19 protein-coding genes are annotated in these 21,281 nt (G+C 45.5%); 8 read left to right on the top strand and 11 right to left on the bottom strand.

The genetic code is table 11. The annotated features are described in order from the left end of the window. The first annotated feature begins 7 nt into the window (after positions 1 to 7). The 5 genes from MD535_RS18585 (at position 8) to MD535_RS18565 (ending at position 7,056) form a co-directional block, all read left to right on the top strand. Positions 8 to 1,921 carry a beta-N-acetylhexosaminidase gene (locus MD535_RS18585; RefSeq protein ID WP_265676550.1) on the top strand — a complete coding sequence of 638 codons (1,914 nt, stop codon included), beginning with the start codon at positions 8 to 10 and terminating at the stop codon, positions 1,919 to 1,921. Between the two features lie 76 nt (positions 1,922 to 1,997). Beyond that, positions 1,998 to 4,403: a GH36-type glycosyl hydrolase domain-containing protein gene (locus MD535_RS18580; protein ID WP_265676548.1), complete on the top strand. Its 2,406-nt coding sequence runs from the start codon at positions 1,998 to 2,000 to the stop codon at positions 4,401 to 4,403. Between the two features lie 57 nt (positions 4,404 to 4,460). Beyond that, a complete protein-coding gene (locus MD535_RS18575; protein WP_265676547.1) occupies positions 4,461 to 5,873 on the top strand; it encodes a phosphoglucomutase/phosphomannomutase family protein in 1,413 nt (470 codons plus the stop codon). A 255-nt stretch (positions 5,874 to 6,128) separates the two neighbouring features. Then, a complete protein-coding gene (locus tag MD535_RS18570; protein WP_265676546.1) occupies positions 6,129 to 6,692 on the top strand; it encodes a DJ-1/PfpI family protein in 564 nt (187 codons plus the stop codon). 88 nt (positions 6,693 to 6,780) lie between these two features. Beyond that, entirely contained in the window at positions 6,781 to 7,056 is a 276-nt protein-coding gene (locus MD535_RS18565) for a ribbon-helix-helix domain-containing protein (RefSeq protein ID WP_265676545.1), read from the top strand. A gap of 66 nt (positions 7,057 to 7,122) precedes the next feature. On the opposite strand, the gene MD535_RS18560 is transcribed toward MD535_RS18565, so the two are convergent. The 6 genes from MD535_RS18560 to MD535_RS18535 all read right to left on the bottom strand — a co-directional run bounded on the left by MD535_RS18560 (position 7,123) and on the right by MD535_RS18535 (position 13,214). Then, the gene (locus MD535_RS18560; protein WP_265676544.1) at positions 7,123 to 8,154 is read right to left on the bottom strand and encodes an ABC transporter ATP-binding protein; all 1,032 of its coding nucleotides are present in this window, start codon (positions 8,152 to 8,154) and stop codon (positions 7,123 to 7,125) included. Continuing rightward, entirely contained in the window at positions 8,154 to 9,779 is a 1,626-nt protein-coding gene (locus MD535_RS18555) for an ABC transporter permease (RefSeq protein WP_265676543.1), read from the bottom strand. The genes MD535_RS18560 and MD535_RS18555 overlap by 1 nt, the downstream gene beginning before the upstream one ends. An 84-nt stretch (positions 9,780 to 9,863) precedes the next feature. Further along, positions 9,864 to 10,874, bottom strand: coding sequence for a Fe(3+) ABC transporter substrate-binding protein (locus tag MD535_RS18550; RefSeq protein ID WP_265676542.1), 1,011 nt, complete (start codon positions 10,872 to 10,874; stop codon positions 9,864 to 9,866). Positions 10,875 to 11,047: 173 nt separating this feature from the next. Continuing rightward, the gene (locus tag MD535_RS18545; protein ID WP_265676541.1) at positions 11,048 to 12,277 is read right to left on the bottom strand and encodes an ammonium transporter; all 1,230 of its coding nucleotides are present in this window, start codon (positions 12,275 to 12,277) and stop codon (positions 11,048 to 11,050) included. An 18-nt stretch (positions 12,278 to 12,295) separates the two neighbouring features. Continuing rightward, positions 12,296 to 12,634: a P-II family nitrogen regulator gene (locus MD535_RS18540; RefSeq protein ID WP_250617406.1), complete on the bottom strand. Its 339-nt coding sequence runs from the start codon at positions 12,632 to 12,634 to the stop codon at positions 12,296 to 12,298. Positions 12,635 to 12,842: 208 nt separating this feature from the next. Further along, complete coding sequence (locus MD535_RS18535) at positions 12,843 to 13,214, bottom strand: YacL family protein (RefSeq protein WP_265676539.1); 372 nt, start codon at positions 13,212 to 13,214, stop codon at positions 12,843 to 12,845. A gap of 93 nt (positions 13,215 to 13,307) precedes the next feature. Here MD535_RS18535 and MD535_RS18530 point away from each other — a divergent pair, with 93 nt between their 5' ends. The 3 genes from MD535_RS18530 to MD535_RS18520 all read left to right on the top strand — a co-directional run bounded on the left by MD535_RS18530 (position 13,308) and on the right by MD535_RS18520 (position 17,027). Further along, the gene (locus tag MD535_RS18530) at positions 13,308 to 14,450 is read left to right on the top strand and encodes a sugar diacid recognition domain-containing protein (RefSeq protein WP_265676538.1); all 1,143 of its coding nucleotides are present in this window, start codon (positions 13,308 to 13,310) and stop codon (positions 14,448 to 14,450) included. A 162-nt stretch (positions 14,451 to 14,612) separates the two neighbouring features. Then, positions 14,613 to 15,878 (top strand): GntP family permease, encoded by a 1,266-nt coding sequence (locus tag MD535_RS18525; protein WP_265676537.1) that lies wholly within the window; start codon positions 14,613 to 14,615, stop codon positions 15,876 to 15,878. Between the two features lie 9 nt (positions 15,879 to 15,887). Beyond that, entirely contained in the window at positions 15,888 to 17,027 is a 1,140-nt protein-coding gene (locus tag MD535_RS18520) for a glycerate kinase (RefSeq protein ID WP_265676536.1), read from the top strand. A gap of 106 nt (positions 17,028 to 17,133) precedes the next feature. On the opposite strand, the gene sspB is transcribed toward MD535_RS18520, so the two are convergent. The 5 genes from sspB to petA all read right to left on the bottom strand — a co-directional run bounded on the left by sspB (position 17,134) and on the right by petA (position 20,954). Beyond that, a complete protein-coding gene (gene sspB, locus MD535_RS18515) occupies positions 17,134 to 17,634 on the bottom strand; it encodes a ClpXP protease specificity-enhancing factor (RefSeq protein ID WP_265676535.1) in 501 nt (166 codons plus the stop codon). A 6-nt stretch (positions 17,635 to 17,640) separates the two neighbouring features. Continuing rightward, complete coding sequence (gene sspA / locus MD535_RS18510; RefSeq protein WP_265676534.1) at positions 17,641 to 18,276, bottom strand: stringent starvation protein SspA; 636 nt, start codon at positions 18,274 to 18,276, stop codon at positions 17,641 to 17,643. 88 nt (positions 18,277 to 18,364) lie between these two features. Then, the gene (locus tag MD535_RS18505) at positions 18,365 to 19,102 is read right to left on the bottom strand and encodes a cytochrome c1 (RefSeq protein WP_265676532.1); all 738 of its coding nucleotides are present in this window, start codon (positions 19,100 to 19,102) and stop codon (positions 18,365 to 18,367) included. Then, positions 19,099 to 20,364 carry a cytochrome b gene (locus MD535_RS18500; RefSeq protein ID WP_265676531.1) on the bottom strand — a complete coding sequence of 422 codons (1,266 nt, stop codon included), beginning with the start codon at positions 20,362 to 20,364 and terminating at the stop codon, positions 19,099 to 19,101. Before MD535_RS18500 ends, MD535_RS18505 begins: the two co-directional genes overlap by 4 nt. Beyond that, positions 20,364 to 20,954, bottom strand: a complete 591-nt coding sequence (gene petA, locus MD535_RS18495) for a ubiquinol-cytochrome c reductase iron-sulfur subunit (RefSeq protein ID WP_102469799.1) — start codon at positions 20,952 to 20,954, stop codon at positions 20,364 to 20,366. Before petA ends, MD535_RS18500 begins: the two co-directional genes overlap by 1 nt. Between the last annotated feature and the right edge of the window lie 327 nt (positions 20,955 to 21,281).

Below are 21,281 nucleotides of genomic sequence, written 5' to 3'. Positions count from 1 at the left end.
GGCGAGTATGGATTTTCGCGTCGATATTGCCGTACTAGACAGCCATAAGAAAGGCAGTCGCTTTGGCTTAACATTGCATAATCTATCTGAGAAAAGCTACCCACATTGGCGCCTTAGCTTTACCTTTGACCGCTATATCGATCCTGCCAGTATTTCTGTCGGTCACATTACTCAAACAGGCAGTTTTTGCACGCTTGAACTTACCGATTCTGTGCTCTATTCCAACCACCATGTGTATATAGAGTTTTCTATCCTAACCGCGCCGTTTCGCTTCCTTTCCGATGGGATTAAAGAAGCATATTTAGACACAGATTCACTATCGAGAGAAACGGTCAGTGTGTCACCTATCGTTCTTAAACATGGTTACGATAAACACACCACGGTACCGAACGTAATCGCGCATAAACATCAGCTCATCCCTCACCCGGAACAGATTACTTTCACTGATGGCCACTTTGAACTCTCACGCTATAGCCAGATTTCATGGGATCATCCAGACAATAAAGGCGCAGCGGGTTGGCTTCAAGAAGAGGTTGAGCGGTTATTTGCGATGACACCTAAATCGATAGGACAACAAGGTGTGCACTTTAAGCGTAGCCCTGTGCTTAGCAGCGAAGAATACAAGCTCAATATCAGCCATGGCGGTGTCATTATTGAAGCCACTGATACTGCAGGATTTATATACGGTGCGAGCACACTACTGCAGCTATGCGCCTTTGATGAAGCTCGACAAACACTTTCAGTACCCTTTGTTTCCATACAAGATAAACCGCGGTTTTCCTACCGTGGCGTGATGCTTGATAGTGCCCGACACTTTCAGCCTATCAACGAAATTAAGCGCTTCATCAATTTATTAGCACACTACAAGCTCAACACCTTTCATTGGCATCTCACTGATGACGAAGGGTGGCGCATCGAGATAAAAGCACTTCCAGCGCTAACTGAGATCGGCGCATGGCGTGGACCTGATGAAGTAATTAAACCTCAATTTCACCATATTTCAGAAAAATACGGCGGTTACTACTCACAAAGCGACATCAAAGAGGTAGTGGAATTTGCTAGCGCACGTGGTATTCAAGTCATCCCTGAGATTGATATCCCAGGTCATTGTCGCGCCGCTATCAAAGCCTTGCCACACCTACTAGTAGACCATGAGGATAAATCCACTTATCGCAGCGTCCAGCACTACACTGATAACACCTTATCTCCTGGGATAGCAGGTACTTACCAATTTTTAGATACTGTACTAGAAGAAGTTGCCGCACTCTTCCCTGCCCCCTACCTGCATATTGGCGCAGATGAAGTTCCGCTAGGCTCTTGGGTTAATAGCCCAAGCTGTAAAAAACTCATGCAAACCCATGGCTATAGTAGTGCAAAAGAACTGCAAGGGCATTTACTGCGCTATGCAGAAGATAAGCTGCGCTCACTTGGCAAGCGCATGCTAGGTTGGGAAGAAGCACACTTCGGCAACAAGGTGAGTAAAGACACCATTATCTACTCTTGGCTAAGTGAAGAAGCCGCGATCAATTGTGCCAAAATGGGCTACGACGTCGTACTTCAGCCGGGACAAACGACCTATCTCGATATGGCTCAAGATTATACCTGTGAAGAGCCTGGTGTCGATTGGGCGTCGGTCATTTCTCTTGAGCAAGCTTACCAATACGAACCGTTATCTGACATCGCCCATAATGACCCCGTTAAGAAGCGCATTCTCGGTATACAGGCCGCACTGTGGACAGAAATCATCACTCATCAGGACCGTTTAGACTATATGGTTTTCCCGCGCTTACTCGCGCTAGCCGAAACCGCTTGGTGTCATGAACAACGTAAAGATTACCCCTATTTTCTGGCAAGGCTAAAGCCCCATTTAACCTTGCTCGACAGGCAAAACATCCGGTATCGACACCCATGGTCTGAATAACCCACTCTCTGTAGAGACAGATCATGCATCGCATACCTATCACTGAATAATTAGAAGTTTTTATAAGGAAATACTCATGCAATACGGCTACTTCGATAACGACAACCGTGAATATGTTATCACTCGTCCCGACGTTCCAGCACCTTGGACCAATTATCTTGGTACCGAAAAGTTCTGTACGGTGATATCACACAATGCAGGGGGGTACTCATTTTACAATTCTCCTGAATATAATCGCGTCACTAAATTTCGTCCCAATGCGACGTTTGATAGACCGGGACACTACGTTTATTTAAGAGATGATGAAACGGGTGACTATTGGTCTATCTCTTGGCAGCCCGTTGCGAAGAGCTTAGAAGAAGCTCAGTACGAAGTGCGTCATGGGCTGTCTTACTCAAAATTTAAATGTGACTACAACGGGATTGAAGCGACAAAAACGCTTTTCATCCCTAAAGGTGAAGACGCCGAAGTATGGGATGTGGTACTGCGTAATACCAGTAATAAGCCACGCACAATCAGTACCTTTTCTTTTGTAGAGTTTTCTTTTAGCCACATTGCCTCAGACAACCAGAATCATCAAATGTCGCTCTATTCAGCTGGCACTGAGTATCAAGATGGCGTGATCGAGTACGACCTTTTCTATAACACCAATGAAAAAGAAGGGTTCTACTATCTTGCTTCAACCTTTGAACCGGATAGCTACGACGGTCAGCGAGACAGCTTCTTAGGGCTTTACCGCGATGAATCAAACCCAATCGCCGTTGAGCGTGGGCAGTGTTCAAACCATGTTCAAACCTGCTACAACCATTGTGGTTCACTGCATAAACAGTTCACAATTCAGCCTGGTGAAGAGGTTCGCTTTGCCTACGTGCTTGGTATTGGCAAAGGGAATGGTGCTCGGTTGCGTAAAAAGTACCAAGATCTAAATGAAGTTGACCAAGCCTTTGCCGCAATTAAGACTCACTGGGATGAACGCTGCGCAAAATTCCAAGTCACGTCTCCTAATGAAGGGCTTGATACCATGCTCAATGCGTGGACGTTATACCAAGCCGAAACCTGCGTGGTTTGGTCACGATTTGCTTCCTTTATTGAAGTCGGTGGACGCACAGGGCTGGGTTACCGAGACACGGCTCAAGATGCGATGGCTGTGCCACACTCGAACCCAGAAATGACGAAAAAGCGTATTGTCGATTTACTTCGAGGGCAAGTTAAAGCGGGTTATGGTTTGCACCTGTTTGATCCCGATTGGTTTGATCCTGAGAAAGCCGATGTTGAGCCATCAAAATCTCCAACGGTGGTTCCAACTCCGAGTGACGAAGATAAGATCCATGGTATTGCCGACACTTGCTCTGATGATCATCTATGGTTGATCCCCACCATTTGCCGCTATGTCATGGAAACCGGTGAAACCGAGTTCTTTAATGAAGTCATCCCTTATGCTGACGGTGGCGATGCGACCGTCTACGAACATATGAAAGCGGCGTTAGATTTCACAGATGAGCATGTTGGCGCAACAGGCATTGCTAAAGGACTACGTGCGGACTGGAACGACTGTTTAAACCTCGGTGGCGGAGAGTCTTCTATGGTGGCTTTCTTGCACTACTGGGCATTACAAGAGTTTGTCGACCTTGCCAATTACCTTGATAAGCCTAACGATGTTGCTTGCTACGAAGCCATGGCTAAGAAAGTTCAAGATGCCTGTGAAACTCACCTTTGGGATGACGACGGTGGCTGGTATATCCGCGGTATCACCAAAAATGGTGACAAAGTCGGTACCAATGAACAAACCGAAGGGAAAGTTCACCTTGAGTCAAATACTTGGGCCGTCGTCTCTGGCGCCGTTAGCGAAGAGCGCGGTCAAAAGGCAATGGATGCCGTTGACGAATACCTATATTCCGATTACGGACTGCACCTCAACGCCCCATCTTTTGCTACACCTAATGATGATATCGGTTTCGTGACGCGTGTTTATCAAGGCGTGAAAGAAAATGGCGCTATCTTTTCTCACCCGAATCCCTGGGCTTGGGTAGCCGAAGCGAAACTAGGCCGTGGTGATCAAGCGATGAAATTCTACGACTCACTTAACCCATACAATCAAAACAACAATATCGAAACCCGTATCACTGAACCGTACTCGTACGTACAGTTTGTTATGGGCCGCGATCATCAAGATCACGGCCGTGCCAACCATCCTTGGCTAACGGGGACTTCTGGCTGGGCCTACTACGCCGCAACGAATTACATCTTAGGGGTTCGCCTTAGCTTTGAGGGGCTCATTGTCGACCCTTGTATTCCAACGGACTGGCCGAGTTTTAAAGTGACAAGAGAATGGCGTGACGCCACTTATCACATCACCGTAGAGAACCCAGATAGTGTGAGTAAAGGCGTGAAATCCATGACACTAAATGGCACAGAGATAACGGGAGCCATCGCACCACAACAAGCAGGCTCTATCAACCATATCCACGTGGTACTGGGCTAATTCCCACCCAATAGCAACTATCAATACGAGCTCTTCGGAGCTCGTTAGGAGAGAAATATGATTAAATTTGGTACGGGTGGCTGGCGTGCGTTTATTGGCGAAGAGTTTACCCGAGATAACGTTAGGATTGTGGCTCAGGCCTTAGCCAATATTATTAACCACGAAGGCGTGGCCGATAAGGGGTTTGTCATCGGCTACGACCGACGCTTTTTATCGGATAAAGCCGGTCAATGGTTTGCCGAAGTACTCGCAGGAAATGATATCCCGGTTAGCTTCATCAATAAATTTGTACCAACGCCTATCGTCATGTATCAGGCTAAGCACATGGGCTGCGCCTATTCTGCTTGCATCACCGCCTCTCACAACCCCGCCGATTACAATGGCGTGAAAGTGTTTATCGAAGGGGGGCGGGATGCTGATGAGATCATCACAGAAAAGATCGAATCTCAGATCGCTACGTTAAGCGCGGAACAGATCCAACGTCTCGACTTTGAAACCGCGGTTCAACAAAACAAGATCATTGAGATCAACCCAATGAATCAGTTTGTCGATTCAATTATCGATCTGATTGATATTGATGCGATCAAGCAAGCCAACTTACGAGTGCTCATTGATCCTATGTTCGGTGTGGCTAAGAACGCTCTGCAGACCGTACTAATCAATGGTCGATGCGATGTTGATGTTATCAACGATGGTAAAAATCCAGACTTCGGTGGTTTAATGCCATCCCCGAATGCCGCTACGCTTTATCGTTTAAAGCACCTTGTTGCGGCTGAAGGCTATGATATCGGTATTGGTACCGATGGTGACGCCGACCGACTGGGCATCATTGATGAAAAAGGTAACTTCATTCATCCCAACGAAGTCTTGATGCTGTTGTACTACTACTTACTTGAGTATAAAGGTTGGACTGGCTCGGTAGTTCGAAATATTGCAACCACTCATCTACTCGACAAGATCGCCGCGCATTATGGACAAAAGGCCTTTGAGGTTCCGGTAGGCTTTAAGCACATTAGTGCCCAAATGGAAGCTGACGACTCACTTATTGGTGGGGAAAGCTCGGGCGGTTTAACCATTAGAGGCCACATTAAAGGTAAAGATGGCGTGTTCGCCTCAAGCTTACTGGTAGAAATGCTGAGTGTCACCGGCAAAAAGCTCTCTGAGTTATTAAATGAAATCTACAGTCAATATGGCTACGCCTATACCGCCGAGGGTGACTGTACGTTCAAAGCCTCACAAAAGGATAGCCTATACCACAAACTCTATATCGAAAAGCAACTGCCTGAATTTGATTACGATATTGATAAAGTGAGCTACGCCGATGGCGCTAAGGTCTACTTTAAAAATGGGGGGTGGGTCATTGCTCGCTTCTCAGGAACAGAACCGTTGTTACGTATTTTTTGTGAGATGGAAGATAAAGAACAAGCAGAATATGTTCTTCAACAGATGAAAGGCTTTTTGTCGTTGTAGTCTCTGTTACCTTTCTCCTTGCTTCCTGTTATAAGGACCTGCCTTACCAAATAATGGGCTAGCAAGGAACTCCCTATAGGTGGAGAACATCTTTGCCCGATGAATATTCATCGGGCTTTTTTTGTGTGCGCGAATGGGTGATTAACTTTTCATGTAGTAGTCCAATACTACCTAGCATTGTAACAATATTGTTAACATCTAGCCTCTCGCATCTTACTATTTGCAAAATGGTAACGTCAAAAAAGGAACTGAAAGATGGCTAAAGTATTAATTATTGCTGGCGACTTCGTTGAAGATTATGAGTTGATGGTGCCATTTCAAGCATTAGAAATGGTCGGACATGAGGTACTCGTCACGTGCCCTGACAAAGAAATAGGAAACACAATAAAGACCGCGATTCACGACTTTGAAGGCGATCAAACTTACACTGAAAAGCCTGGTCATTTATTTACACTGAATGCAACTTTTAACGACATCCATGACGATAACTTTGATGCGTTGCTTATCCCTGGTGGCCGAGCTCCAGAATACCTGCGCCTTAACCCTCGCGTCATCGCATTGGTGCAAGCCTTTGCTCAGTCCAAGAAGCCCATTGCCGCCATTTGCCACGGAGCACAACTCCTCGCGGCTGCCAACATTATCGAAGGTGCCAAGATATCAGCCTACCCTGCTTGCGCCCCAGAAGTAACACTAGCGGGTGCGAAATATATCGATATTGATGTCACTGAAGCGTATACCGATGGCATCTTTGTAACAGCCCCCGCATGGCCAGCTCACCCTCGTTGGCTTGCACAATTTAATACTTTGTTACCAAGCTAATCATATAACGATTACGACCAAAGCCTAACAGACATAAGCGGTAAGTCGACTATGCTAGCAGGTAGAACCTCAACAAATTGGTCAGGCTATGTGTGAACTATACTCAGGGACAGAGCTCGCATTATTTGAGCTAAAGTCACGCTCTGTGCGCTTGGATGGCGTGGTCACTAGTATCAGGCTAGAAGCCGTATTTTGGAAAGTAATTGAGGATATTGCTTCTGACGCAGACCTCTCCGTGGCAGAGTTTCTCACGCGTATTTATAAAGAGGTCATCACAAAAAGAGGTGAAATAGGCAATTTCACCTCTTTACTTCGCGTCGCATGTACCACTTATCTCAATAATGGCAAGCGTATTGTACTTTAGAGTCAAGCCGGGGCTTATCATTGCTAATGGCCATAAAAACTCCAAGTCACCATTTGGTTAATGTCGCTAACTAAAAGCCACGATCCCTTGAGATTCAACACTTACTGCCACGCTTTGGCCGACATTCAATGCCTCCATTGACGTCGCAAGCACTCGCGTGCCTTTTATATCCACCACATAACGGCAGTGGTCACCCATGAATTGTTGCTCTACAACATGAATGCTACTTTGCTCAGAAGAGGATAATTGAATCTGTTGTGGTCGAACCAACAACTGACACTTTGCACCTTCCGCAATAAAAGTACACGATGTCGCAGCAATCTGCCCTATTACAGTATCAAACGTCGAGCTTGCGATATGCGTCGCTTCAAGGTAACTGCCGCCCCCTAAGAAATCGGCGACAAATTTACTGGATGGACAGAAGTACAATTCTGACGCACTGCCATATTGCTCAATCACGCCCTCATTCATCACCGCCATTTTATCGGCAAAAGCAAAAGCCTCTTCACGACTGTGAGTCACGAAGATAGCCGTGATGCCTTGCTTCTTAAATATCTTACGGATCTCACGAATCAACTCATGACGAACTTGCGTATCAATATTTGAGAATGGTTCATCGAGAAGAAGCAGATCTGGCTTATAAGCTAGGCTTCTTGCTATCGCCACGCGCTGCTGCTGACCACCAGAAAGTTGATGTGGGTAACGGGCTTTAAACGCCTCAAGATGAACCAGACGAAGCGCTTCATCCACAATAGAATCTTGTTGCTCTTTAGGTTGCCCCTTGAGTCCAAACGCAACATTTTCTGCCACCGTCAAATGCGGAAATAACGCATAGTCTTGGAAAATCATACCGATATTACGCTGCTCTGGCGGTAACCATGTTTTACCATCATCAATGACTTTTTCATTTAACGTCATTAACCCACCGGACAAAGGCAGCAAACCAGCAATCGCTTTTAGTAGTGTGGTTTTGCCACAGCCACTCGCACCAAGCAAACAAACAATCTCACCGTGATTCACTTGCAGCGACAACGCTTCCAACACCATTTGAGAGTCATATTGGCAAGAGAGGTTTTCAATCGATAACGCGGTCGTCATTAGTGGGGTTGCTCCAAAGATCGATTAACAATGATGAGAGGGATAAGCCCAACCAATACCAATAAAACCGCCGGCATAGCCGCCAACTCTAAGTGCTCATCAGAGGCAAAGTTATAAACGTAAGTCGCTAATGTTTCGAAGTTAAATGGTCGCAATAACAGCGCCGCATTGAGCTCTTTCATCGACTCAATAAACACCAAAAGACCTGCTATCAAAATCCCGCGTTTAATCAAAGGAAAGTGCACGCGGGCCAACATTTGGTTTTGCTTGCAGCCCATCGTACGTGAGGCCATATCTAGTGAAGGCGACACCTTGCTTAAACTGGTTTCGATACTACCAATGGCGACGGCTGAAAAGCGCACCACCATAGCAAAAACAATCGCAAACATAGAGCCAGAGAACAGCAACCCAGGACGCTTCCATTCCATCCAGACGGCAAAGTCGTTAATCGCATGATCCATAAATAGCACAGGCACCATGACACCAATCGCCAATACCGTTCCCGGAACCGCGTAGCCTAATGAGCTGGCTCTCATGAAAACTTGGCTGGATGTATTGGATGCTAAACGACGATAAAAATTCACCACTATCGCGATAGCGACAGCAATCACGGCAGCAATAATCGATACCTTGAGGCTGTTCATTGCATAGAGCTGAAATTCAGGTGTCCAGCTTTGAGCAAAGTACTTATATGCGTAAATAACCAGTTGACCAAGAGGGAAAATAAAGGCTATCGACACCAACCCCCAACACCATATTACGGCAAACCACTTTTTCCAACCTTGAAGCTCATAGCGAAAATCTTCATGGCTATTGTATTGGTTTTGAAACAGTTTTTGACGACGACGGCTGTATCGCTCAGCCCCCAACAGTAACACGATCACCATCATCATTAATGCGGATATTTTGGCTGCAGCGCTTAAGCTAGAGTAACCTAACCAAGTATCATAAACCGCAGTCGTGAGGGTATTCACAGCGAAATAACTGACGGTACCAAAGTCTCCAATGGTTTCCATTGCCACCAACGACAAACCCACCGCAATAGAAGGACGGGCCAATGGCAGAGAAATTCGCCAAAAGCTTTCAAGTGGTGTGCATTTTAGTAACCTAGCCGATTGCAACAGCGAGACATTTTGCTCCATAAATGCTGCACGGCATAGAAGATAGACATACGGATAAAGGACAAGTGACAATACCACCGTAGCACCACCCACGGTTCTAATGTCCGGGAACCAATAGTCGCCCACTCCCCATTCAAATACGTTTCTTAGCCATATTTGTATTGGGCCAGCAAAATCAAACCAATCGGTAAAAATATAGCCAATAATGTAGCCAGGCATCGCGAGAGGAAGCACCAGCGCCCATTGCAATACTTTTTCTGATGGCAACTTACACATGGCCATAAACCACGCACTGGGCACACCAAGGATAAGAGAAAGTATCAGTACACCAACAACAAGAAGCACTGTATTTATGGTGTAAGTGGGCATCACCGTATTTATTAGGTGCGAGAAGATATCACTTGTTTCACCAAGCGCTGTATAGAAGATCGCTAAAATAGGTAAAACCAGTAACAGAGTAAGCACTCCACTACTGGTTTTCCAAACTGCATTTTTTTCTTTCATTGCCTAAACATACATCAGGCGACACGAAGTCGAGACGTTCAGTAACCGGAATTCAATAAGGGGTATTATACCCCTTTTTGCCGATTAAAGGTCGAACTTAACTTCATCTAACAATTTGATTGCCGCATTGTGATAACCCGCGATGTCATCAAGTGAAACCGTGTCTGCTTTATAGTCGCCCCACGATTCAACTAACTCCGAGCGCTTCACACCCTCTTTAACCGGGTATTCATAGTTCACTTCTGCGTACATCTGCTGTGCTGTTGCACCCGTTAAGAATTCCATTAACTTAAGTGCATTATCTTGGTTTGGTGCGTATTTCGCCATCGCCATACCGCTGATGTTTACGTGCGTACCTTCCGATTTTTGATTCGGGAAATTAATGTAAACCGCGTCTGCCCATGCTTTTTGTTCTTTGTCGTTAACCATTTTACCTAGGTAATAGCTATTACCCAGTGATACATCACAAAGCCCTTCTTTAATCGCTTTTACTTGAGCACGATCATTACCTTGAGGTTTGCGAGCTAGATTAGCTTTTACGCCTTCCAACCACTCTTTCGTTTCCGCTTCACCATGATGAGCAATCATTGAAGATACTAGAGAAACGTTGTAAGGGTGCTTACCACTACGAGTACAAATTTTACCTTTGTATTCAGGGTTCGCTAAATCAGCATAGTTAAAATCTTCACTAAGCTTGCCTACACGGTCTTTTGATGAATACACATTACGAGTACGTAATGTCAGAGCAAACCATTCATTTTCTTTGTCTCGATATTGAGCAGGAACGTTGGCATTGATAACGTCACTTTCAACGGCTTGAACCACGTCTTTATCTGTGAGTTCAGCAAGGCGGCTAATGTCAGTTGTTAATACGACATCGGCAGGACTATATTCACCTTCTTGTTGAAGCTTCTCTGCTAAGCCTTTTTTAGCAAACTTTACATTAACCTTAATACCAGTCTCTTTCGTAAACTCATTGAACATAGGCTCAACGAGAAACGGTTGACGGTAAGAGTAAACGTTGACTTCTTCAGCGGCCATTGCTGGGGCAGCAAATCCTGCGGCGATTGCTGATAGGGCTAGCAGTTTTTTCATTATTTAGTTCCTTTAATTCAAAATGAGAACGTTTATCAGTTGCGTTATTATATTCATCTCCGGATAGAAAACAATGATCTGATATAAAAAAACCTGCCACGGTGGGCAGGTTTTTCAGCAATTATGTAACAAAGTGTATATTAAATATGACGCTCTGAATTAGGTTTTAGTCGCTACTTTGAAGTAACAAACTCAGGGTACGCCCCTACACCACAATCATGCATATCCATCCCTTCCAACTCTTCATCTTCTGATACACGAATACCCATCGTTGCTTTAATTACCGCCCAAACGACCAGGCTTGCACCGAATACCCAGCCAAAGATGACTGCCGCCCCAAGTAACTGAGCACCAAAGCTCGCATCACCATTGCTCAGTGGTACGACCATCAAGCCAAAGAAGCCACACACACCATGAACTGAAATCGCACCGACTGGATCATCAATCTTAATTTTATCAAGGCCGATAATACTAAATACCACGAGTGCACCAGCGACGGCACCAATTGCCACAGAATAAACCGGTGATGGCGAGAGTGGATCCGCAGTGATTGCGACTAGGCCTGCAAGTGCGCCGTTAAGAATCATCGTCAAGTCTGCTTTGCCCCACGTTGTCTTACACACTAACATCGCAGCAATCGCACCGGCAGCAGCGGCAGCATTGGTATTTAAGAAAATTTGTCCAACCGCTGTTGCATTCTCAAAGTCAGAGACCATTAGTTGAGAGCCGCCGTTAAAGCCAAACCAACCTAACCAAAGAATAAACGTACCTAGCGTTGCAAGTGGCATGTTTGAACCTGGAATTGGATAGATTTCACCGTTCTTGCCATATTTACCTTTACGAGCACCTAGGAGTAACACGCCGGCTAGTGCTGCTGCTGCGCCTGCCATATGTACAATACCAGACCCTGCAAAGTCACTGAATCCAGCTTCAGAGAGGAAACCACCACCCCATGTCCAATACCCTTCCACCGGGTAGATGAAGGCGGTTAGCGCGACAGAGAAGATTAAGAATGACCATAACTTCATTCGCTCAGCAACCGCACCAGAGACCACTGACATTGCCGTTGCAACGAACACAACCTGGAAGAAAAAGTCAGATTCTAACGAGTGGTCCGCGCCTTCCGCTTGTGTTCCAATGAGTGCACCAAATGATGGTAACCAGCCTGCTTCCGCATTATCGACATACATAATGTGATAACCGACAACCAAGTAACAAGTACAAGCAATGGCGTACAAGCAGAAGTTTTTTGTTAAAATTTCAGTGGTATTTTTAGAACGGACCAACCCCGCCTCTAACATGGCAAAACCCGCTGCCATCCACATAACCAAAGCGCCTGAAATAAGAAAGTAAAACGTATCCAGCGCGTAGCGTAGTTCACTTACTGTTGTTGCTAATTCCATAATAATGTCTCCAATCCCTTAAAGTGCTTCAGCATCCATTTCGCCCGTACGAATACGAACGGCTTGGCACAAGTCATACACAAAAATTTTACCGTCACCAATTTTTCCGGTTTGCGCGGCATTTGAAATGGCCTCGACAACTCGATCAACATTATCGGCGTGAGTGGCAATCTCTAACTTCACTTTCGGTAAAAAGTCCACTTGGTATTCAGCACCGCGGTACAATTCTGTGTGTCCTTTTTGACGGCCAAATCCTTTGACCTCAGAAACCGTCATACCTTCTATGCCGACATCAGCCAGCGCTTCACGTACGTCGTCTAATTTAAATGGTTTAATGATTGCGTTAATAAGTTTCATGGCATCCCCTTCGCCGTATGTATCCCTGTTGTTGGAATAACGCTTTCAAGGCGCGTGCCAAGTTTTTAACACATTGATATATAAGGAATGAATGGATATATGTTAATAAAATGAAAACGTATCGCACCCAATTGGTGCAATACGCTCACAAAAATAAGGCAAGCATTCGGTTAAGCACTAGAACTGTGCATTAGAGTGGTAAAGCAACCTATCGGTTATGAATAAATCGCTCCCACTGAGCGATAACAGAACTAAAGTCCTCAAGACCTGACTCACTAAAGCTTTCACTACTGTAAAGCTCAAAGTCTTCGACACTATCGCTAGTTACATCAAAATTCAGACAGTTTTCAAATACATGGACCTCTGACTCAAGAATGCTTAACGAAATTTCTTTGCCTTCCCAACGAAATTCCTTACTGGGGTATTGCGATGCTAAAGCCATTTGAGCTTTAATTTCCGCAATGGTGCGATCACACGTAGAGATCTCCTCTTGGAATAAACGTGCCAGTACCTCATGTCCCATTTCGCACCGGACCATATATTCTCCGGTGAGCGAGTTTTTAATAAATTCGAATTCCATCACATTGTCTCTTAGCAATAACCGGATGATTATACCTTAAATTCCAATGTTCTCGGGTATACTCAAAAGATTCCTAGTAGTCGAGACAACGAGATGCAACTCAACGCATTGATAGCGAAACAAATTGTTGATAGAGCGAAGAAGATCATTCAACACTCAATCAACGTTATGGATGATAACGGCGTGATTATTGGATCAAGCGATCCTTCACGCTTGCATCACACCCATGACGGTGCGTTACTGGCAATCAAGGACAATCGTATTATTGAAATTAATGATGCGGTCGCGTCGACACTCTCAGGGGTAAGAAAAGGCATTAATTTACCCATTCTTTATGATGATAACGTCATTGGTGTCGTCGGAATCTCTGGCACACCCGATGAAGTCCGCAGCTATGGCGAGCTAGTCAAAATGACGGCTGAACTCATCGTAGAACAAGCGGCGTTGATGCATCAAATCCAATGGAACAAGCGCCACCGTGAAGAGTTATTGCTACAGCTTATCCAAGGAACCAGCTTAAACGAGGGACAGTTACTCTCCATTGCTCAGCGATTAGATCTAGACCTAGACCAACCACGCGTTGCAGCCGTCATTAAGGTGATTCCCAAAGCGAATGAAACGCTAACACTGGAACATCTACAACGACTGGTTCATTTACTCGAATATCCTGAGCGCGACAATATTGTCGGCATTGTCTCGGTGTCTATGAACGAAATTGTGGTACTTAAGCCGATTACGGTTCAGCAAACTATTTGGAATCGACAAGAAGAACAAAAGCGCGTTGCCAAATTAATGAAGCGCATCGACCACGAGTGCGACTTTTCTATTCAAATGACCATTGGTGACTATTTCCCTGGCGTCATTGGATTGGCGAAATCTTACGAAACGGCTAAATCCACAATGGAAATCTGCCAACCAAAAGCAAAGTCGATCCTTTTTTATCACGATCACAAGTTATCAGTGTTGGTCAGTAGCATTAAAAGAGACCCTTGGCGAGCACAGCAATTAACCGATCCACTGAATAAGCTCATACAGTCAGACACCAAAAACGTGCTAGTAAAAACGCTGCGTGTTTTTTTTGAACAGAATTGCGATCTAGCTCAAACTTGTGAACTGCTACATATTCATCGAAACACGCTGCGTTATCGACTAGACAAAATAGAGCAAGAAACAACACTAAATATCAATAAGTTAGAGGATAAGATTCAACTTTATCTTGCTTTGAAATGTATCTAAATAAATCACAAAACTGTTCATCTGCACAAATACGTTATCATTCCTATCTATAAATCTGTCACTTCGCATAAAGCTTTAGCCCTATTCTGTCGGTAGTCTGTTTTCAACAAGGTGAAACTCTACACCGACAAGAATTCTAATAACTTACGCGGAAAACTCAAAATGATAGAAGTCTCTACTCTCGGTGCCTTAGCGGCATTGGTCGTCGCTATAACACTCATTCTCAAGAAAGTACCACCCGCATACGGCATGATTATCGGTGCTCTCATTGGTGGCGTGATTGGCGGTGTCTCGCTAACAGAAACCGTCAGCTTAATGATTGGTGGTGCGCAAGGTATTGTCACCGCTGTACTTCGTATTCTCGCGGCAGGCGTGTTAGCAGGTGTGCTCATTGAATCTGGGGCCGCAACTTCCATCGCAGAAACCATAGTCAAAAAGGTTGGTGAAACTCGTGCACTACTTGCACTAGCAATCGCAACCATGATCCTCACCGCTGTTGGTGTCTTCGTTGACGTTGCCGTTATTACCGTTTCCCCTATCGCACTGGCGATTGCACACCGTGCCGATATTTCCAAAGCCGCTATTTTACTTGCGATGGTTGGGGGCGGTAAGGCAGGTAACGTCATGTCACCCAACCCAAATACCATTGCGGCCGCTGACGCTTTTAACGTCCCACTGACCTCGGTAATGGCAGCCGGCGTTATTCCGGGGATTTGCGGTATGATTGTCGCGTACTTCATCGCAAAAAAATTAATCAACAAAGGATCAAAAGTGGCAGCGAGCGAAGTCGTTGCGGTTGACCATTCTAAGCTCCCTTCTTTTGTCGCTTCTATCACGGCTCCTATGGTTGCGATTGCGCTGCTATCACTGCGCCCGATTGCAGGTATTAACGTTGATCCTCTCATCGCGTTACCACTCGGTGGTCTTATCGGTGCTGTCGTGATGGGACGCTTTGCCGATACCAACCACTTTGCCGTCTCCGGCCTCAGCCGAATGGCCCCAGTGGCAGTGATGTTATTAGGTACGGGTACGCTAGCAGGCATCATCGCTAACTCAGGGTTAAAAGATGGATTAATCGATGTTCTTACCACTTCCGGATTGCCTTCTTACCTCCTTGCGCCTATTTCTGGCGCCATGATGTCACTGGCAACAGCATCCACCACGGCTGGTACTGCCGTCGCTTCCAGCGTCTTTGCAGGCACCATACTTGAACTCGGCGTTCCCGCATTAGCAGGGGCGGCAATGATTCACTCGGGTGCAACCGTACTCGACCACATGCCACATGGTAGCTTCTTCCACGCGACGGGCGGTGCTGTTCATATGGACATTCACGAGCGCCTAAAACTCATTCCTTACGAGTCGGCTGTCGGTCTAGTTATCGCCTTTGTCTCTGTCATGATGTTTGGTGTATTTGGTTTATTTGTATAAGGTTTTGTCATGAAAATTGTAATTGCTCCTGATTCATATAAAGAAAGTTTAACGGCAATGGAAGTGGCACAAGCCATTGAAAACGGATTCAAACAAATACTGCCTAATGCCGAATACATCAAGTTACCGATGGCTGATGGTGGAGAAGGCACCGTGCAATCTCTCATTGATGCAACTGGAGGGGAACTGGTCTCAGCCTCCGTCACCGGCCCACTGGGTCAACGTGTTGAAGGGTTCTACGGGCTACTCGGTGATGGCAGCACTGCCATCATTGAAATGGCAGCCGCCTCCGGTATTCACTTGGTCTCGGCAGAAAAACGTAATCCACTGATCACGACCTCTTACGGCACCGGAGAGTTGATTAAAGCCGCACTAGACAAAGGCGTAAAACACATCATCGTCGGCATTGGTGGTAGTGCCACGAACGATGGTGGCTTAGGCATGGCTCAAGCACTGGGCGCGCAGTTGCTTGATGGTGAGGGTTGCGAACTCGGTTACGGTGGTGGCGAGCTCAATAAACTGACTTCCATTAACATGGACCACGTCGACTCACGATTAGCAGAGATCACGCTCGAAGTCGCGTGCGATGTCGACAACCCACTTTGTGGCGATAAAGGTGCCAGCGCTGTATTTGGCCCACAAAAAGGAGCGACACCTGCCATGGTGGCAACACTTGACACCAACCTTTCGCACTACGCTGATGTTATCCGATTAACCAATGGCCGTGATGTTAAGCACACCCCTGGCGCTGGCGCTGCCGGTGGACTAGGTGCAGCATTCCTTGGGCTATTTAATGCTGAACTACGTCCCGGTATACAGATAGTAATGGATGCGATTCAGCTCAGTGATGTCGTCAAAGATGCCAACCTTGTCATTACTGGTGAAGGACGTATCGATAGCCAAACGATTCACGGTAAAACGCCGATTGGGGTCGCGAGAACGGCAAAAGCGTATGATATTCCCGTCATTGCAATTGCAGGTAGCACAGCAAAAGACTGTCACGTTGTTTATGAGCACGGTATCGATGCGGTTTACAGTGTCGTGCTTGGCGCAACGGATCTGGCAACAGCGTTGGAAGAAGCCGCGTTTAATGTAGAAATGACGTCGCGCAATATCGCTGCTGCCCTCACAATGACCTTACCACGATAACAATGGCAATCTGGGCATGTATAATCAGACCATGCCCAGAATGAACCACAGCGTTATCTAGACAAAAAAAAGACTGCTAATTAGCAGTCTTTTTTATGGAATCAAACTATTTCACAACTCTTAAGCTTGGTCGCCCTTTAGCTCTAGGAGGCTCATCATCACCATCAGGTTCGGATTCAACAGCCGAGTCTACTGGTAACTCTGTGACAGGCGCTTCCGCTACAGACAAACCAGATACCGGCGTCTCTGTTGCAACGTCTTCCTCTTCAATAGACAAGTATGCATCTTCAGGCTCAAACATTGTTCCAGCACCATTCTCTCGTGCATAAATAGCTTGCACAGAATAAAGCGGAACAATAACCGAATGCGGCTTGCCACCGAATCGAGCGTGAAAGGTAATGGCTTCATTACCTAATTCTAATTGACCCACCGCTCTAGAAGCGATATTCAAGATAATTTGGCCATCTTGAACAAACTCTAGCGGCACTCGTACTCCTGGTAACATTGCATCGACAACGATATGCGGAGTAAGGTCGTTTTCTGCCAGCCAGTCATAGAATGCGCGAAGCATATAAGGACGGCGGGGCGTCATTTTAGTGATATCCATGAATAATTAGCGAACTAAACGCATCTCACGCTCAGCTTCTGTTAGCGAAGCTAGGAATGAATCACGTTCAAATACACGGTTCATGTAAATCTTAATCTCTTTTGCACCAGGGCCAACCAGCTCGATACCCATTTCTGGCAGACGCCACAATAGTGGAGCCAGGTAGCAATCGATCAGGCTGAACTCTTCACTCATGAAGTACTCGTATTCAGCAAAGATCGGCGCAAGTGTTAGCAAGTCATTACGCAGTTTATTGCGTGCAGCTTCAGATTCTTCAGCCGTACCTTTCACTACTTTTTCTGCAAGCGTATACCAGTTACGTTCAATACGGTAAATCATTAAACGGCTGTTACCACGAGCAACTGGGTAAACTGGCATTAGTGGTGGATGAGGGAAACGCTCATCTAGGTATTCCATAATGATCTTTGAATCGTAAAGCGCAAGCTCACGATCAACCAAAGTTGGTACAGTTTTATATGGATTCAGTTCAGCAAGCTCTGCAGGGATGTTTGACTCATCCACTAACTCAACCTCAACACTGACACCCTTTTCAGCTAGAACGATACGAACCTGGTGGCTGTATAGATCAGTAGCACTAGAAAAAAGAGTCATCACAGAACGTTTATTGGCAGCTACAGCCATGGAGCCCTCCGGCATACTTACAAAAAACAATGGAGGCAAGGCCTCCATTGTTAACAAAATTTAGAATCAGCGCGACATGATAGCACAATTAGTGTACATCACGCCAATACTCTTTCTTCAGCAACACAACGACAATAGTAAATAGCACAAGGAATGCCATTACCCACCAACCCATTGCATGACGCTCAAGTTTGACTGGGTCACCCGAATACTCAAGGAAGTTCACTAAATCACGAACCGCATCATCGTATTCCGCTGAACTCAATTCACCACGCCCGTTTGTCTCCGTACCAACGATCACTTCGACCTCTTGGCCATCAACCGTATGTGTTTCCACAATAGCGGTTGGAATGCCTTGCAGCTCTTCAAGCACGTGCGGCATACCGACATTTGGGAAAGTGATGTTATTCACACCAAATGGACGACTTGGATCTGCATAGAATGAACGAAGGTACGTATACAACCAATCAGCACCGCGTACACGAGCAACCAAGGTCAAGTCCGGTGGCGGAGCCCCAAACCAAGCCGCAGCTTGCTTTTGTGGCATAGAGTTCACCATCAGATCACCAATTTTCGCTTCCGAGTCAAAGACTAAGTTTTCCTTAGCCAGTTCAACCGGAATACCTAGATCATTGGCAACACGCTCATAACGTTGATATTGAGTTGAGTGACAAGCAAAACAATAGTTCATGAACAACTTCGCACCATTTTGCAGTGATGCTTGATCCGTCAGATCATTATTTGCTTTATCAAGATGCACGTTCCCACCAGCTGCTAGCGCAAGAGACGGCAACAGAGCAAAAAGTACTACAATCCACTTTTTCATTTAAATGTCACCCTCTTCGGTAGTGGCTTGGTGTTCTCATTTTTACTGTAGACATACAACAAAATGAAGAACATGAAATATCCCAAACTAAAGATTTGAGCCATCAAGGTGTACGTTGCCGTTGCTGGAAGCGCACCGAGAATGCCTAACGCAATAAAGCTGATCGTAAACTGAATGATATTAATCAAATGGATTTTGCTTCTGTAACGGTAAGAACGAACTTTACAACGGTCAAACCACGGAAGTAGAAACAAGAACACAATTGAAGCCCCCATTGCAACCACACCGAGCAGCTTATCAGGAACCGCACGTAAGATGGCGTAGAACGGCGTGAAATACCAAACTGGGGCAATATGCTCTGGTGTTTTCAGAGGGTTCGCCGCTTCAAAGTTTGGTGGCTCAAGGAAATAACCGCCCATTTCAGGGTTAAAGAACAACACGTAGCAGAACAAGAAGAAGAAGCCTGCTATACCCACCATATCTTTTACCGTTCCATATGGATGGAAAGGTATCGAATCAATGATGTCGTATTTTTTGCTGTAGTAATCATGGAATTTGAACTGCGTTTTGTAGTCATCGCCCATTGAACCTTTAGGTAGCTTAGTTTCAATACCATCCGGGTTATTTGAGCCCACTTCATGTAGCGCCAAAACGTGCAAGACAATCAGTAGCAGTAGAACAATTGGTAGCGCAATAACGTGCAATGCAAAGAATCGGTTTAGTGTCGCACCTGAGATGATGTAATCACCACGGATCCACAATGTCAGATCATCACCGATAACTGGGATGGCACCAAACAGTGAAATAATTACTTGAGCGCCCCAGTAAGACATTTGTCCCCAAGGAAGAAGGTAGCCCATAAAGGCTTCAGCCATTAGCACTAAGAAAATTAGCATACCGAAAACCCAAAGCAACTCACGAGGTTTTTGGTATGAGCCATAAATCAGGCCGCGGAACATATGAAGGTAAATAACCACAAAGAAAGCAGATGCACCCGTTGAGTGCATATAACGCAACAACCAGCCGTATTCCACATCACGCATGATGTATTCCACAGAAGCAAATGCGCCTTCACCAGATGGTACGTAGTTCATGGTAAGCCAAATCCCCGTTAGGATTTGGTTAACAAGGACCAACATAGCAAGAGAGCCGAATAAATACCAAAAGTTAAAGTTCTTTGGCATTGGATATTCTGATAAATGCTTTTTATAAGCATTCATTGCGGGTAATCGTTTTTCTACCCAATCAAGTACAGCTTGCATTATGCATCCCCCTCATCCACGCCGATAAGAATTTTTGTATCACTCAAATACATATGCTTAGGAATCACTAGATTCAGTGGTGCCGGCACGTTTTGGAATACTCGGCCTGCCATGTCAAATTTAGACCCGTGGCAAGGACAGAAGAAGCCTGATTTCACACCTTGGACTTGTTCACTAAAAGAATCCGCAAGGTAAGTTGGCGAACATCCTAGGTGAGTACAAAACCCAACCGCGATAAAATACTCTGGTTTAATCGAGCGATAACCATTTTGAGCATATTCCGGTTGCTGTTCTTCTTGAGATTGTGGGTCACGTAATTTATCTGATAACGTCCCCAGATTATCCAAAACAGACTGTGCTCGCCTAACAACCCATACCGGTTTGCCTTGCCACTCGACACGAACCATTTGGCCCTCTTCAAGTTTACTGACTTCAACCTCTACAGGAGCACCGGCGGCCTTTGCTTTGGCACTTGGGTTCCAAGATTTAATAAAAGGAACGGCGACTGCAGCTGCTCCCAAACCACCGACAACCGCAGTTGTGGCAGTAAGGAAACGCCTACGACCGTTATTTAAAGGCGCATTGCTCATCCAACATTTCTCCCATATGCTCCTTGGGCCAATATCAAGCGAATCCAAGCTGCTCTGTCATGTTAAATAACCGCGGGGGAACCATTCCTTTGGTTATCTTCCTTGAATTGAACGTGCATATTTTATAATTAAAACCTGCACACTTGAGTCCATTCCGATATTAGTTATCACCAATAAAGCATGGCTAACAAAATAAGAATTTTAGTTGTATTTATTTGATAGCAAATGATAAAGAAAACCCTACTTTTTGACAAGATAAAGCTACCTTTTCGTAACATCTATCGCAGGAAATCGTTTACCAGTTCACAAAAGGGAGGAAAAGCACAG

The organism is Vibrio qingdaonensis (assembly GCF_026191675.1).
GTDB lineage: Bacteria > Pseudomonadota > Gammaproteobacteria > Enterobacterales > Vibrionaceae > Vibrio > Vibrio qingdaonensis.
The sequence above is the reverse complement of the archived record's forward strand: the minus strand, read 5'-3'. Positions and strand labels throughout refer to the sequence as shown.

Coding starts and splice junctions, on each gene's coding strand:
- MD535_RS18525 (WP_265676537.1), top strand. CDS start 14,613: ATGATAGAAGTCTCTACTCTCGGTGCCTTAGCGGCATTGGTCGTCGCT.
- petA (WP_102469799.1), bottom strand. CDS start 20,954: ATGAGCAATGCGCCTTTAAATAACGGTCGTAGGCGTTTCCTTACTGCC.
- MD535_RS18545 (WP_265676541.1), bottom strand. CDS start 12,277: ATGGAATTAGCAACAACAGTAAGTGAACTACGCTACGCGCTGGATACG.
- MD535_RS18585 (WP_265676550.1), top strand. CDS start 8: ATGGATTTTCGCGTCGATATTGCCGTACTAGACAGCCATAAGAAAGGC.
- MD535_RS18535 (WP_265676539.1), bottom strand. CDS start 13,214: ATGGAATTCGAATTTATTAAAAACTCGCTCACCGGAGAATATATGGTC.
- MD535_RS18555 (WP_265676543.1), bottom strand. CDS start 9,779: ATGAAAGAAAAAAATGCAGTTTGGAAAACCAGTAGTGGAGTGCTTACT.
- sspB (WP_265676535.1), bottom strand. CDS start 17,634: ATGGATATCACTAAAATGACGCCCCGCCGTCCTTATATGCTTCGCGCA.
- MD535_RS18540 (WP_250617406.1), bottom strand. CDS start 12,634: ATGAAACTTATTAACGCAATCATTAAACCATTTAAATTAGACGACGTA.
- MD535_RS18580 (WP_265676548.1), top strand. CDS start 1,998: ATGCAATACGGCTACTTCGATAACGACAACCGTGAATATGTTATCACT.
- MD535_RS18570 (WP_265676546.1), top strand. CDS start 6,129: ATGGCTAAAGTATTAATTATTGCTGGCGACTTCGTTGAAGATTATGAG.
- MD535_RS18575 (WP_265676547.1), top strand. CDS start 4,461: ATGATTAAATTTGGTACGGGTGGCTGGCGTGCGTTTATTGGCGAAGAG.
- MD535_RS18565 (WP_265676545.1), top strand. CDS start 6,781: ATGTGTGAACTATACTCAGGGACAGAGCTCGCATTATTTGAGCTAAAG.
- MD535_RS18520 (WP_265676536.1), top strand. CDS start 15,888: ATGAAAATTGTAATTGCTCCTGATTCATATAAAGAAAGTTTAACGGCA.
- MD535_RS18560 (WP_265676544.1), bottom strand. CDS start 8,154: ATGACGACCGCGTTATCGATTGAAAACCTCTCTTGCCAATATGACTCT.
- sspA (WP_265676534.1), bottom strand. CDS start 18,276: ATGGCTGTAGCTGCCAATAAACGTTCTGTGATGACTCTTTTTTCTAGT.
- MD535_RS18505 (WP_265676532.1), bottom strand. CDS start 19,102: ATGAAAAAGTGGATTGTAGTACTTTTTGCTCTGTTGCCGTCTCTTGCG.
- MD535_RS18500 (WP_265676531.1), bottom strand. CDS start 20,364: ATGCAAGCTGTACTTGATTGGGTAGAAAAACGATTACCCGCAATGAAT.
- MD535_RS18530 (WP_265676538.1), top strand. CDS start 13,308: ATGCAACTCAACGCATTGATAGCGAAACAAATTGTTGATAGAGCGAAG.
- MD535_RS18550 (WP_265676542.1), bottom strand. CDS start 10,874: ATGAAAAAACTGCTAGCCCTATCAGCAATCGCCGCAGGATTTGCTGCC.